Origin of the sequence: Arthrospiribacter ruber (assembly GCF_019343195.1) — a bacterium.
In the GTDB taxonomy this organism is placed as follows: Bacteria; Bacteroidota; Bacteroidia; order Cytophagales; family Cyclobacteriaceae; genus Arthrospiribacter; species Arthrospiribacter ruber.
Map to the genome: position 1 here is coordinate 39,268 of NZ_RPHB01000015.1, position 12,836 is coordinate 52,103.

Annotated in this window: 11 protein-coding genes and 1 rRNA gene; 8 read left to right on the plus strand and 4 right to left on the minus strand. The window is 41.7% G+C overall.

All coding sequences use genetic code 11. From position 1 onward, the window contains the following. Positions 1-46 precede the first annotated feature (46 nt). The 4 genes from EGN73_RS21815 to EGN73_RS21830 all read right to left on the minus strand — a co-directional run bounded on the left by EGN73_RS21815 (position 47) and on the right by EGN73_RS21830 (position 4,374). Positions 47-772: a DUF4397 domain-containing protein gene (locus EGN73_RS21815; RefSeq protein WP_219294214.1), complete on the minus strand. Its 726-nt coding sequence runs from the start codon at positions 770-772 to the stop codon at positions 47-49. A 95-nt stretch (positions 773-867) separates the two neighbouring features. Next, positions 868-2,232, minus strand: a complete 1,365-nt coding sequence (locus EGN73_RS21820) for a Gfo/Idh/MocA family oxidoreductase (RefSeq protein WP_219294215.1) — start codon at positions 2,230-2,232, stop codon at positions 868-870. Positions 2,233-2,319: 87 nt separating this feature from the next. Further along, positions 2,320-3,390, minus strand: a complete 1,071-nt coding sequence (locus EGN73_RS21825; RefSeq protein WP_219294216.1) for an Ldh family oxidoreductase — start codon at positions 3,388-3,390, stop codon at positions 2,320-2,322. A 30-nt stretch (positions 3,391-3,420) separates the two neighbouring features. Next, positions 3,421-4,374 (minus strand): Ppx/GppA phosphatase family protein, encoded by a 954-nt coding sequence (locus EGN73_RS21830; RefSeq protein ID WP_219294217.1) that lies wholly within the window; start codon positions 4,372-4,374, stop codon positions 3,421-3,423. Between the two features lie 167 nt (positions 4,375-4,541). Here EGN73_RS21830 and EGN73_RS21835 point away from each other — a divergent pair, with 167 nt between their 5' ends. The 8 genes from EGN73_RS21835 to EGN73_RS21870 all read left to right on the plus strand — a co-directional run. Then, the gene (locus tag EGN73_RS21835) at positions 4,542-6,125 is read left to right on the plus strand and encodes an acyl-CoA carboxylase subunit beta (RefSeq protein WP_219294219.1); all 1,584 of its coding nucleotides are present in this window, start codon (positions 4,542-4,544) and stop codon (positions 6,123-6,125) included. An 82-nt stretch (positions 6,126-6,207) separates the two neighbouring features. After that, complete coding sequence (locus tag EGN73_RS21840) at positions 6,208-6,564, plus strand: four helix bundle protein (RefSeq protein ID WP_219294221.1); 357 nt, start codon at positions 6,208-6,210, stop codon at positions 6,562-6,564. 70 nt (positions 6,565-6,634) lie between these two features. Continuing rightward, positions 6,635-7,717 carry a M42 family metallopeptidase gene (locus EGN73_RS21845; protein WP_219294223.1) on the plus strand — a complete coding sequence of 361 codons (1,083 nt, stop codon included), beginning with the start codon at positions 6,635-6,637 and terminating at the stop codon, positions 7,715-7,717. A 278-nt stretch (positions 7,718-7,995) separates the two neighbouring features. Next, positions 7,996-8,760 carry an ABC transporter substrate-binding protein gene (locus tag EGN73_RS21850; protein WP_219294226.1) on the plus strand — a complete coding sequence of 255 codons (765 nt, stop codon included), beginning with the start codon at positions 7,996-7,998 and terminating at the stop codon, positions 8,758-8,760. Positions 8,761-8,864: 104 nt separating this feature from the next. Continuing rightward, positions 8,865-10,217: a Gfo/Idh/MocA family oxidoreductase gene (locus EGN73_RS21855; RefSeq protein WP_219294227.1), complete on the plus strand. Its 1,353-nt coding sequence runs from the start codon at positions 8,865-8,867 to the stop codon at positions 10,215-10,217. After that, complete coding sequence (locus tag EGN73_RS21860; RefSeq protein ID WP_219294228.1) at positions 10,214-10,975, plus strand: 3-keto-disaccharide hydrolase; 762 nt, start codon at positions 10,214-10,216, stop codon at positions 10,973-10,975. Before EGN73_RS21855 ends, EGN73_RS21860 begins: the two co-directional genes overlap by 4 nt. Beyond that, the gene (locus tag EGN73_RS21865; protein ID WP_219294229.1) at positions 10,972-11,577 is read left to right on the plus strand and encodes a 3-keto-disaccharide hydrolase; all 606 of its coding nucleotides are present in this window, start codon (positions 10,972-10,974) and stop codon (positions 11,575-11,577) included. The genes EGN73_RS21860 and EGN73_RS21865 overlap by 4 nt, the downstream gene beginning before the upstream one ends. 447 nt (positions 11,578-12,024) lie before the next feature. Then, positions 12,025-12,836: ribosomal RNA gene (locus EGN73_RS21870) — 16S ribosomal RNA — on the plus strand; the annotation flags it as partial.

Consider the following 12,836-nt stretch of genomic DNA (forward strand, 5'->3'; position numbering starts at 1 on the left):
CGGAGATTTCTCCCCGGGTTACCACAAAAAACTTGAGAACTTTCTTTTAGAATCTTATGTAATTGGTCATCAATTGTATGCTCAAAGGGTTGTTGCTGTTTTGGGGGTCTTTTAGGCCTCTTACTATTAATGTGTACACGCGATTGCTACGGATATCAATTTCTTCGACAGATATCAGTTCTTCGCTGCCATCTTCAGTGTAAACTTTAATGGAAGTTTTACCCTTTTCAATGGCTTTGAAAGCTGAGAAATCTTGGTATTCAATTTTTTCCCCAAAAAATTCTTCTTCATCACCTATTTCTATTCTGATGTTTCCCGCATCAGGTGAAAGGTGGGCAATCCTTATTTGAGCGAGTTCTGATGTCGGTTCTTCCCATTTATCCTCAATTTTTACAGCTTCTATTTCAGTAAGTCTATTGACCAGAAAAATGGAGTAAACTTTGTCTTTCTCTAGGGTGTGAGTCGTTTCCAAAAGCGTATTGGCGGCATTGGACGGGGTGAATCTCAAGACCCTTTCTCCAACGTAAAACTGGTTATAAGGAAAGGAGTTGCTGTATGTCAATGGAGAATTATTGATTCTTCCCATTTCCGTAAAAATATCCATGGCAGGCCCATCTGCCACTCCATGGTAAATAGTAACGAATGCGGCATCAGGTTGGGGTCCTGGATCCCTGTCCTGAAGACAAGAATTCATTAGGAACATACTGCTGAGCAACAAAGCCGACAAGAGGGTTTTCTTCATAATGTAATTGCTGAATAATTTGTAATTCATAAATCAATAATTGGTTTAGTTTTCTTTCCAATGACGATCCTACTACATATTCTGCTACACCAGGTCAAAAAAAAATCCCCAGTTGGGGATTTTAATTATACTTTATCGGGCTCAGGATGTATCCATGGGGATCTATAAGGCCTTCTAAGCTTGGTAGTTGCCTCTTCATCGCCTACTACAGTCATTTTTTCAGGATCATAAACCAAGGATCTTCCAAGTTCCATGGAAATATTTGCCAAAATACATGAGGCTGTTGAAATATGCCCTTCCTTAATGTCGGCCACAGGCAATTCACCTGTTTCTATGGATTTGATCAGGTTTTGCATTTGTCTTCTGGTCGCTGGGGCAGCGTTTAACTCAATACGGTCTTCGCTCAGATCTTCAGGGTATTTTTCCTTTTCGTAAAGGACGTCAAAAAGTACAGGATCTCCCTCAATAGGAAAAAATTCCGCTTTCATCGTGCTTCCCGCTAAAGTACCTTTATCTCCAAATATTTTAAATGCCCAAGGATATTCCGGGTCTACAGGCTTACCCCAGGTTCTATGTTGCCAGACTACATTTAGATTGTCATATTCAAAAATGGCTGTTTGAGTATCTGAAATGTTACTTTTACCTTCTTTCTGGACAAAGATGCCGCCCGTGGAGGTGATTTTTTTAGGCCATCCGAGATCCAATAGCCATCTCACTGTGTCCAGCATGTGTACGCACATGTCACCTGTGATTCCATTGCCGTACTCCATAAAGGTTCTCCACCACCTGGTATGAGGAAGGCCGTCATAGGGACGAAGCGGAGCGGGGCCTGTCCACATCTCATAATCCAGAAAGTCCGGAACTGCTTGTTCCGGAGGGTTTCCGTTTGCCCTCATGTGGTAATAGCAACAGATTTCCACATGGGAGATTTTACCCAATTTGTTTTTGTCCAGGATTTCTTTTCTAGCCTCTATAAGATGAGGTGTACTTCTTCTCTGTACCCCTACCTGAACCATTTTGTTATATTTTCTTGCGGCGGCTACTACAGCTTCTCCTTCAATTACATCTACTGATATTGGTTTTTGAAGGTAGACATGTGATCCTGCTTTGATGGCGGCTATGGCCTGGAGTGCATGCCAATGATCCGGAGAGCCTATTACAGTGATGTCTAATTGATGATTTTTCAATAATTCTCTGTAATCTGTGTAGAGCTCCGGGACTTTTCCTGATTTTTGCCTTTGGGAGACTAGTTTACCGGCCTCATTGAGCATATTCTTGTCCACATCGCAGAGCGCGACCACTTCGCAGTCTGCGATCTGTATCAGTCTAAAAAGGTCACTTTTTCCATACCAACCACTGCCTATTAAAGCTACTTGGAGGGTTTTTTCTGTTTGTACAAAATTCATCCCCATCAGTCCCATGCTGGCAAGTGCAAGTGTGGCTCCACTTCCCTTAATAAACTGGCGGCGGTTAATTGAAAGATTTTTCATTGGTTACTGGGTTTAATAGGTGAATAAAACAATCCCCATCCAATTTACAAAAAGGTCAAAATCAATCAAATCAGATTTGATGGATGGTTAGAGTTCTACACCGAATTTATCACCCAAACCACATAAGTCATCATATACAGGCTGGAGAAGGGGTATTCCAGATTTTATACGTTCCTGTTCGAGTTCTCTTTCAGGATCCCCGGGGATTATGACCTTGGAATTACCATCAGTGGGATTTGCATTGCGGAATCTTTGGATCCAATTGTCCATGTGGCCCTTGAATTCTGAAGCGGGTCTGAAAGCATCAATTCTCATCGCTCCAAAAAAATGACCTAAACCTTCACCTACGGGGTTGGGGTCAGGCTCAAGGAAAGCTACAAATGGAGGTACCCAAGGCCCGTAGTTTGCTCCTGATAATACTGCTGAAAAAATATCTACAATGGCACCCAGAGCATATCCTTTATGTGAACCATGTTCGCGATCACCCCCCAAAGGAAGTAAAGCACCGCCTTTTTTTACCCCGTTGGCATCTTTTGTGGGACGTCCTTCTTGATCTTGTACCCATCCAGTTGGAGCATCGGAATTTTTTCTCTGAAGAATCTCCAACTTCCCATTGGCTGCTGTAGTAGTTGCCATGTCTGCGACAAAAGGAGCTTCCTGTCCTGCAGGAATAGCCACGGCAATTGGGTTGGTGCCCAAAAGTCTTTCTTTGGAAAAAGTGGGGGCTACCAAAGGACTGGCATTTGTAAAAGAAAGGCCTATCATATCCTCTTCCAAAGCCATCATGGCATGGTATCCGGCTATGCCATAGTGGTTGGAGTTTTTCACCGACACCCAACCAGTACCTGCTGTTTTTGCCTTTTGTATGGCCACATTCATGGCAAATGGAGCTACTACAAGTCCTAGCCCTGCATCTCCGTCCACCACAGCAGTACTGGGCGTTTCATGTACTATTTTTATGTCTGGGACAGCATTGATTCTTTTCTTTTCCCATAGCCTGACATAACCGGATAGTCGGGCCACACCATGAGAGTCTACACCTCTCAAGTCTGCTGATAAAAGTACATCGGCAGCTTTGGATGCGTCCTGCTCCGGGCAACCGATTTTCAATAATATGTTTTTGGTAAAAGTATAAAGCCTGTGGTATTCAAGTGTCATGCAGATAGAATTCTTATTGGAGTTTGTATTTTAGCTTTCAGCTGCTGCAAAGGAATGCTTTCCGATCAATCGGGCTATTGCTCCTTCTTTCAAAGCATAATTGCTACAGGTGAGGGCAGTCACGGGTACAAGCTGAAGGATATATTTGATCAGGCAGGAGGCTACTACAATCATGTCTACCCTCATCGGGATCATACCTGGTATTTTGAGTCTCTCAGCTTTATTCAATGTGAGGAGTTTTTCTGCAATAATTTCAAAAGACGCTACGGGCAATTCAAAAACCTGCTGTTTTTTATTTTTTTCCTGATGTAAGGATTGAAAATAAATATCAGTCAGGGTATCAAATGTTCCTGATGCACCTACCAAAGCTGTTGGCTTAAATTGTTCAATTGCATATCTAAGGTCAGCTAATTTTTCTTCCAAGTAAAAAGTCAGATTTTCTGTCTCCTCAGTAAGTATGGGATCATGATAATGGAAAAGATCTAACATCCTCTGTCCGCCTATTTCAAAACTTTTTCTCCAAAACGCTTCTTGTGCAGTACCTATTATAAATTCTACTGAGCCACCGCCAATGTCCATCATCAGTGAGGTCTGTCCATTCAATGAGCCACTGAACCTGATACCTTCATAAATCATCAAAGCTTCCTCATCACCGTCAATGACATTGACTTTTATATCAAACTTATCTTTGATTTCCTCAACAAAGGCAGGACCATTGGTGGCATTTCTTACAGCGCTTGTGGCAAAGGCAAAAACATTTATTATCCCCTCACCATCGATCATGTTTCTGAAATGCCTAATGGTGTGAAAAGCTCTTTTTTGGGCTTCGGGATGTATAGTGTTATGAGTAATACCTCCCTGACCTATTTTTACAGGGATTTTTTCTTTGAAAATAGTTTCAAATCTATCCTCATACAAATTGACCAATAGCAAATGAAAAGTATTGGTACCCATGTCAATTATTGCTGCCTTATTGGGGTTCATTTTTAGCCCTAAATTTTGGTTGTGCGAATATAGAAAGTTTATGGTAAAACCATGGAGGTGACTGTTTTTATATTCCGATCGTACGAATAAACTGACGTATTTGTACAAAAATTTTCTCCCTATGAAGTGCCTGACTATATTTGAGACAACCAAATAACTTTAGATACATGGACAGTAGTATAAAGGGAGTGTACACTTTGCCCAGCAATGAAGATAAAATCAATCTGCTCAAGAAGAAAAATGAAGAAGCTTTACAAGGAGGTGGGGCCAAAAGAATAGAAGCACAGCATAATAAAGGCAAACTTACAGCAAGGGAAAGAATCCATTTTTTACTTGATGAAGGTACTTTTCAGGAGATAGACAAATTTGTTATGCACAGGGCCAAAGATTTTGGCTTGGATAAAGAGCATTACCTTGGTGATGGAGTAGTGACAGGCTATGGTGAAATCAGCGGAAGGTTGGTATATGTATATTCTCAGGACTTTACGGTTTTTGGAGGATCATTGTCTGAGACCCATGCAGAAAAAATCTGCAAGATCATGGATATGGCCATGAAAAACGGAGCCCCTGTAATTGGATTGAATGATTCCGGAGGGGCGAGAATCCAGGAAGGTGTAGTCTCTTTAGGGGGGTATGCAGATATTTTTTATAGAAATACCCTTGCATCAGGAGTAGTACCTCAGATTTCAGCTATCATGGGGCCATGTGCTGGTGGAGCAGTATACTCTCCGGCAATCACAGATTTCATCATGATGGTCGAAAATACCTCATATATGTTTGTCACCGGACCAAACGTAGTTAAGACTGTTACCCAGGAAACCGTAACTGCGGAGGAATTGGGAGGTGCCAGCACGCACAGCACCAAAAGTGGAGTGACTCATTTTTCATGTGCCAATGAATTGGATTGCATCAATCATATCAAGCAACTTTTGAGCTACATACCCCAAAATTGTGAAGATGATGCTCCCAGGTATGAATATGAATTAAAGGAAGACGAAACCCGTGAGGTTATGGATAAAATAATTCCTGAAAATCCTAATCACCCTTACGACATGCGCGAAGTAATTGATGGGATTGTGGATGAAAGTTCTTTCTTCGAAGTACATAAAAATTATGCAGACAATATTGTAGTTGGGTTTGCCAGGTTAGCAGGAAGAAGTATTGGAATTGTCGGTAATCAGCCCCAATCCTTGGCAGGCGTGCTGGACAATGATGCTTCTATCAAAGCTGCAAGGTTTGTCCGTTTTTGTGATTCATTCAATGTTCCGCTTTTGGTGTTGGTGGATGTTCCAGGTTTTTTGCCTGGCACAGATCAAGAGTGGAACGGAATTATTGTCAATGGAGCAAAATTACTTTATGCATTTTCAGAAGCCACAGTTCCAAGAGTGACAGTCATCACCCGCAAAGCTTATGGTGGTGCCTATGATGTCATGAATTCCAAACATATTGGGGCAGACTTGAATTTTGCTTGGCCTACAGCCGAAATTGCTGTGATGGGCGCCAAAGGAGCTGCAGAGATTATTTTTAAAAGGGAAATTGCCGAAGCGGACGACCGTGATGAAAAACTCCAGGAAAAAATAGATGAATACACTGCCAAGTTTGCCAATCCTTATCGAGCGGCCCATAGAGGGTTTATTGATGAGGTCATCATGCCATCCGAAACCAGAGAGAAATTAATTAAAGCCTATAAAATGCTTGAAAACAAAGTGGATAAATTACCTAGGAAAAAGCATGGGAATATACCTCTTTAGTCTATGGTCTATAGTCTTTAGCTCATAGTCAAGGGTCTACAGCTTTTCTCAACCAGCTTCTTTTGAAATTTACTATACATTTATGGCCTATAAATTTGAAAACCTGAAAGTTTGGCAAAAAGCAATGGAATTGAATGATGAGATATTTAAAATTTCGAAAGGATTTCCAATTGAGGAAAGATTTAATCTTATCTCACAAACTCGTCGGGCAGCTGATTCCATTGTCCTGAATATTGCTGAAGGTAGTACTAGTCAAAGTAATCCTGAGTTTACAAGATTCTTAGGGTATTCAATACGCTCGGTGGTGGAGGTGGCTTGTGCATTATTTATTGCAAAACGTAGAGGCTACATAGGAGATAATGAATTTACCTATTTATATAATTTTACAGAGGAATTAGTTAAAATGCTACAGGCACTCAAAGCCAAACTAAAAGATTGAATTAACATTACCTATTGAAGATTAATTGGGCTAAAGCTATGGGCTATGGTCTATGGACAAAAAAAGGAAAATGAAAAACAATAACTCAAAGGTTTCTAAAGTCTTTCTCCACACCTACCTCAACAACGCCTCCCCAACTGGTTTTGAGGCGTCTGGCCAGCAGATCTGGCTGGATTATATCAAACCATATGTAGATACTCATTTCACAGATCAATACGGGACTGCTGTAGGGGTGATCAATCCGGATGAGAATTTCAAGGTAGTCATTGAGGCGCATGCCGATGAAATTTCATGGTTTGTCAATTATATTACTCCTGAGGGATACATCTATGTTCGCAGAAACGGAGGCTCAGACCATATGATTGCACCTTCCATGCGTGTTAATATCCACACCGATAAGGGAATGATTCCAGGCGTTTTTGGATGGCCGGCCATTCATGTCAGAAAAGATGGAAAAGAAGAGGCGCCGACTCTGGACAATATTTTTATAGATGTGGGGGCAAGGACAAAGGAGGAAGTAGATGAAATGGGTATTCATGTCGGATGTGTCATCACTTTCAAAGACGAGCTACAGGAGCTGAACGGGAAGTTCTATTCTGGCAGAGCTTTGGATAACAGGATCGGGGGCTATATGATTGCCCAAGTGGCCAAAAAAATAAAAGAATCAGGAAGTAAACTTCCCTTTGGGCTGTATATAGTCAATGCGGTGCAAGAAGAAATTGGTCTACGGGGAGCAGAAATGATTGCAGCGAGAATAAAACCCAATGTTGCCATCATCACAGATGTTTGCCACGATACCACGGCACCTATGTACAACAAGAATGTCAGCGGTGATCAGGTTGCCGGAAAGGGACCTGTTTTGACCTATGGGGCAGCAGTACACAAAAAATTGCTTGACCTGATCATAGCAAGCGCCAAAAAGAACGAAATTCCTTTTCAAAGGGCCGCAGCTTCCAGGAGTACAGGGACGGATACAGATGCATTTGCCTATTCCAACGAGGGAGTTCCATCAGCTCTGATCTCATTGCCCTTGAAATACATGCATACCACGGTGGAAACCGCCAGTAAAGATGATATTGAACAAGTGATTGAGTTGATGTATCGGTTTTTACTTGACTTTGACCCTTCTTATGATTTTAGATACGTGGTATAGAAGAGAGAGGCAAGAGGCCGGATACGAGAAGCGAGAGATGAGAAGCAAGAGTTAAAAATGAAGAGTCAAATTGTTTCAGGGCATCATTAAAAGATTCATCCAATTACTGACCACTAATCCTGCTTTGTTAGGTAAGGATATGACAAAAAAAACTTGCCAGGTTTCTATATGAAATGATAAAAAATAAATCTGTTTTGGCTTATAAACCTGGCAGGTTAGACCTGATCTGCTAGTTTGACTAAGTAAGACTGATCACTATTCACCAGAACATTCTTTCCATGCCTTTCTTTATCGACCAAATGAACCGGAGGATCGAAATTCCCAAGCGGCCACAGCGCATTATTTCGCTGGTGCCTTCACAGACGGAGTTGTTGGTAGACTTGGGTTTAGAAAAAGAGCTCGTAGGGGTGACAAAGTTTTGTGTTCATCCCAAGGGGCTTAAAAAGCAAAAAACCATCATGGGAGGTACTAAAAATTTTCATTTGGATAAAATTGAGGCGCTTCAACCCGATCTGATTATCGGCAATAAAGAGGAAAACTACCAAGAGGGAATAGAGCTTTTAGAAAAGAAATATCCCGTTTGGATGAGTGATATCTATACCTTGGAGGATGCCTTGGAGATGATGAGGGGAATAGGGGAGATTACCGGAACTTCAGATAGGGCCGACCAATTGATTCGAGAGGTAAATCGAAGTTTTAATTTCCAGCCATTGAAAAAGGGAAGCGCGGTATATTTAATTTGGAAAGACCCTTTAATGGCAGTAGGTAAAAATACCTTTGTTGATGACATCATAAGAAGGTGTGGGTTTTTAAATTTAATAAATCAAACCAGGTATCCGGAAGTTGATCTGGATTTTCTCAAGTCTTTATCAATTGATTATCTATTGTTAAGTTCTGAGCCTTTTCCTTTTAAAGAAAAGCATAGAAAGGAATTTTTGGAGTGTTTTCCGGGAACCAAAGTTATAATCGTGGATGGGGAGATGTTTTCATGGTACGGAAGCCGCTTGATCAAAGCAGGTAATTATTTAAAAACTGTACAATGAAAGGAAGAATGTTCCGTTTGTAAAAATATTAAAGATTGGAGAGTACTTTTGTGAAAAAATTAATTAACTTTTGAGCTCTAACTCAATTAACCTAAAGTAAAGCCATGAAGAAACTTAGAAGGGACTTTTTGAAAAAGCTAGGCGTCACAGGAGCCGCAGCAGCATTTGGTCCATTGGCATTTTCCAATGAAGTGCAAGCCAAGAACTTTCTGGAAAGACCCGAATTACTTGGAAGTGAAACGCCGGATTCCACTATCAAACTCGCACTTATAGGTGCAGGGATTATGGGCATTGAAGATACAAATTCCGCATTGCGTCATCAAAATGTCGAGTTGGTTGCCGTTTGTGACCTATTCAAAGGAAGACTTGATTCTGCGAAGCAACGTTGGGGGGATCATTTATTTGTTACCCAGGACCATAAAGAAATACTGAAGAGGTCAGATGTAGATGCTGTAATTATAGCCACATCCGATCATTGGCACAAGCAGATCAGTATTGATGCATTGAATGCAGGGAAGCATGTGTATTGTGAAAAACCCATGGTACATTCTGTCAAAGAAGGCATGGATGTGATTGATGCTTGGAAAAAATCAGGCAAGGTAATGATCGTCGGAAGCCAAGGTGTTTCCTCGCTTGGAAATGAAAAAGCAAAAGAACTTTTAGCAGAAGGTGCTATCGGAGATATTGTATATGCTGAAGGTTTTTGGGCCAGGATGTCACCGGAAGGTGCTTGGCAATATGCGATACCAAAAGAAGGCAACGAACAGACTGTAGATTGGAAGCGGTATGTTTCCAATACAAAAAGCAGGGATTGGGATCCCTTAAGATTTTTTAGATGGAGAAATTACCTCGATTATGGTACAGGGATGTCAGGAGATTTGTTTGTACATCTTTTTTCCAGTCTTCACTTTATTACTGATTCATACGGCCCTGAGAAAATATCCGCTATGGGCGGCCTGAGGTATTGGAAAGATGGTAGGGAGGTTCCTGATGTATTGCTTGGTACTTTCACTTATCCCGACACCGAACAGCACCCAGGGTTTAACCTGTCTTTAAGATGTAACTTTGTGGATGGGACTAGTGGGACCACTTATCTGCGAATAGTAGGTACCAAAGGATCGATGGATGTAAAATGGGAGGAAGTAGTGGTAAAGATGAATCAGTCTATGACCTCAGATGATCCCTTTCTTCAGGAGCAGGCCAGATTGAGAGGAGAGACCGAAACCAGGGCAAGTATTTTGCCTCCCAAAGAGCTGGTGTATACTGCTCAGAGAAACTGGAAAGGAGCTCACTATGATCATTTTGGTAACTGGTTTCAGGCAATCCGAAATGGAGGTACTGTGGCTGAAGATCCGGTATTTGGCTTTAGAGCTGCAGCTCCTGCTCTTTTATGTAATGATAGTTATTTCCAAAATAAATTTATTCAATGGGATCCTGTAAATATGAAATTGGTATGATAAAATCACGTCTTTATTTAGGAATATTATTTTCTGGTCTTTTGTTGCTGAGTTGTAACCCGGATAAAGCCCGCGAGGAAATGGAAGAGGAAGAGGAGATTGTTATACCTGATAATTCCCTAACGGAAAATGAAAAAGCTATTGGCTGGATGCTACTATTTGACGGTGAAGATCCTGCGGGCTGGAGAGCATTCAATGGAGAAGAATTTCCTGAGGGCTGGACAGTTGAAGATGGTGCCTTAAAAGCATTAGGAACTGGTGGTGATATTGGAGGTGATATTGTTTTTGCCCCAATGGATTTTGAGGAATTTGAAATGGAGTTTACTTGGAAGATTGCTCCTGAAGGCAATAGTGGGGTATTTTATCATGTAGTAGAAGATCCAAAATACAAAGCACCATACGAAACCGGTCCTGAATATCAAGTCATTGATCAGCTTGGCTTTCCCCAACCACTTGAAGATTGGCAATCCTTGGCCTCTGATTATGGAATGTATGCCGGCGATATAGAAGGTGTGGTCAAGCCTGCTGGAGAATGGAATACTTCCAGGATTGTTTTTACAAAAGATAAAGCAAGCTACTGGCTCAATGGTAAAAAGACTTTAGAGTTTGAACCTTATTCTGAAGATTGGAAAGAACGAAGAAACAGCGGGAAATGGGATGATTTTCCCGATTACGCTACTACCAGAAGAGGACTGATTGCGTTGCAGGACCACGGTAGTGAAGCTTGGTTTAAAAATATTAAAATAAGACCCTTATGAAAAAAATAAACACATTGATAGCATTTGGAATTTGTCTGGCCCTTGGGTTTGCCTTTATTCCCCCAAAAGAAATTAAATTATTTAACGGCAAAGATTTGAAAGGATGGGTAATCTATGGTACCGAAAAATGGTATGTAGAAGACGGTCTCCTTATTTCTGAAAGCGGTCCGGATAAGGATTATGGGTACCTAGGAACAAAAAAGAATTATAAAAATTTCGAATTGAACCTAGAGTTCAAACAAGAGGCAGATGGTAACAGCGGTGTTTTCATCAGGTCAACAGTAGATGGGGTTAAGGTGTCAGGCTGGCAGGTAGAGGTTGCTCCTCCTGGACACCATACAGGAGGTATTTATGAATCTTATGGGAGAGGTTGGCTGATTCAGCCTGAGGAGGAGAAAGATAAAGCACTTAAATTTGGCGATTGGAATAAGATGAAAATCATTGTTGAAGGCGATAGGGTAATATCTTATTTAAATGGAGTTGAAATGGTGGATTTTTCTGACCCAAAAATAGGTGAAGGTGAAGGTGGAATATTGCTTCAGATCCATGATGGAGGAGGGATTAAAGTCTATTGGAGAAATATTACTTTGAAACCTTTATAAAGGTTTTTCAATTTGAGAAAGAAGTCCGGGTGCCCAATCCGGACTTTTTTATTGATGTCTGTCAGTTGTTTACCAAATTTCTCTGATTTTAAATCAAAGTGTATTTTGAGATAAGAAAAATGTTCCCCACCTTTGCAATCCCAAATGAGGGAATCGGCAGATCGAAAAGATATTAAAAAAATAAATTCTCATTTTTTTATTGCTGTTTAAATTAAAATTTATACCTTTGCAATCCTGTTCGATCAAATGGATCGGTTTTAGGATAAAAAAGTTTGGTTTTCAATAGAAAGACCGCGGATGCATTTGAGAAAGTAATGCGTTAAGTTCATTGAAATGTTGTGACAGAGAATAATAAAGAATACAGATAGGCCGGGTAGAGCTTTTGGGTTGATAGAGACTGGCCCTGTGTCCTCTGATAAGGATGGTACATGGGGCAAAACAAACTATACAACGGAGAGTTTGATCCTGGCTCAGGATGAACGCTAGCGGCAGGCCTAATACATGCAAGTCGTACGGTAGAGATTCTTTCGGGGATCTTGAGAGTGGCGCACGGGTGCGTAACGCGTATGCAACCTGCCTGTTACAGGGGGATAGCCCGGGGAAACCCGGATTAATACCCCATGGTATTGGACGATGGCATCGTTGTCCAATTAAAGATTTATCGGTAACAGATGGGCATGCGTAGGATTAGCTGGTTGGTAGGGTAACGGCCTACCAAGGCTGTGATCCTTAGGGGTTCTGAGAGGAAGGTCCCCCACACTGGCACTGAGATACGGGCCAGACTCCTACGGGAGGCAGCAGTAGGGAATATTGGGCAATGGGCGGAAGCCTGACCCAGCCATGCCGCGTGCAGGAAGACGGCCTTACGGGTTGTAAACTGCTTTTATCAGGGAAGAAAAAGGCCATGCGTGGCAGATTGCCGGTACCTGATGAATAAGCACCGGCTAACTCCGTGCCAGCAGCCGCGGTAATACGGAGGGTGCGAGCGTTGTCCGGATTTATTGGGTTTAAAGGGTGCGTAGGCGGCCATATAAGTCAGCGGTGAAAGTTTGGGGCTCAACCCTAAAATTGCCGTTGATACTGTTTGGCTTGAGTGCGTTCTGGGTACATGGAATTTATGGTGTAGCGGTGAAATGCATAGATACCATAAGGAACACCGATAGCGTAGGCATTGTACTGGGACGTAACTGACGCTGATGCACGAAAGCGTGGGTAGCGAACAGGATTAGATACCCTGGTAGTCCACGCCGTAAACGATG

Coding starts and splice junctions, on each gene's coding strand:
- EGN73_RS21815 (WP_219294214.1), bottom strand. CDS start 772: ATGAATTACAAATTATTCAGCAATTACATTATGAAGAAAACCCTCTTG.
- EGN73_RS21820 (WP_219294215.1), bottom strand. CDS start 2,232: ATGAAAAATCTTTCAATTAACCGCCGCCAGTTTATTAAGGGAAGTGGA.
- EGN73_RS21825 (WP_219294216.1), bottom strand. CDS start 3,390: ATGACACTTGAATACCACAGGCTTTATACTTTTACCAAAAACATATTA.
- EGN73_RS21830 (WP_219294217.1), bottom strand. CDS start 4,374: ATGAACCCCAATAAGGCAGCAATAATTGACATGGGTACCAATACTTTT.
- EGN73_RS21835 (WP_219294219.1), top strand. CDS start 4,542: ATGGACAGTAGTATAAAGGGAGTGTACACTTTGCCCAGCAATGAAGAT.
- EGN73_RS21840 (WP_219294221.1), top strand. CDS start 6,208: ATGGCCTATAAATTTGAAAACCTGAAAGTTTGGCAAAAAGCAATGGAA.
- EGN73_RS21845 (WP_219294223.1), top strand. CDS start 6,635: ATGAAAAACAATAACTCAAAGGTTTCTAAAGTCTTTCTCCACACCTAC.
- EGN73_RS21850 (WP_219294226.1), top strand. CDS start 7,996: ATGCCTTTCTTTATCGACCAAATGAACCGGAGGATCGAAATTCCCAAG.
- EGN73_RS21855 (WP_219294227.1), top strand. CDS start 8,865: ATGAAGAAACTTAGAAGGGACTTTTTGAAAAAGCTAGGCGTCACAGGA.
- EGN73_RS21860 (WP_219294228.1), top strand. CDS start 10,214: ATGATAAAATCACGTCTTTATTTAGGAATATTATTTTCTGGTCTTTTG.
- EGN73_RS21865 (WP_219294229.1), top strand. CDS start 10,972: ATGAAAAAAATAAACACATTGATAGCATTTGGAATTTGTCTGGCCCTT.